Genomic DNA, 398 nt, shown 5'->3' on the forward strand with positions numbered 1-398 from the left:
GGCTGATTGGTTTTCACTGTGAACTTAAGCTCTGAGCTGTGCGCTGTTGGGAACAGTTCATCGATGTAAAAACCGCGCATGATTGGATCGAAATGGAAGCAGTCCGCTTGCCAGAAACGGCGGTTACGTTTTGCTCGCATCTCTTCCAAACCACGCGAAGAATCAAAGACCTTCACAAAGTCACGGTAGATTTGCAGCGTATGAATTTCACCGCTTAGGAAGTGCATGCGGCGAACGAGTTGAAGAGGGCCCGAAATCAGATCAAGAAATTCATTTTCTGTTGAGCTGGCTTGCATGGTTTGCTTTTTGATTTTAGGGACAAGAACGCGAGCCGGTTGACGCGCTGAAACGGTCGCCCATGCTTGCAGTTGAACCTTAGGCGCGTTGGCTTGTTCAGT

At 49.0% G+C, this 398-nt stretch carries 1 pseudogene; it reads right to left on the reverse strand.

Going from position 1 to position 398, the window contains the following annotated elements:
* Positions 1–398, reverse strand: a pseudogene (locus Q1A70_RS20500) (hypothetical protein); the annotation flags it as partial.

Origin of the sequence: uncultured Vibrio sp. (assembly GCF_947488985.1) — a bacterium.
Taxonomy (GTDB): Bacteria; Pseudomonadota; Gammaproteobacteria; order Enterobacterales; family Vibrionaceae; genus Vibrio.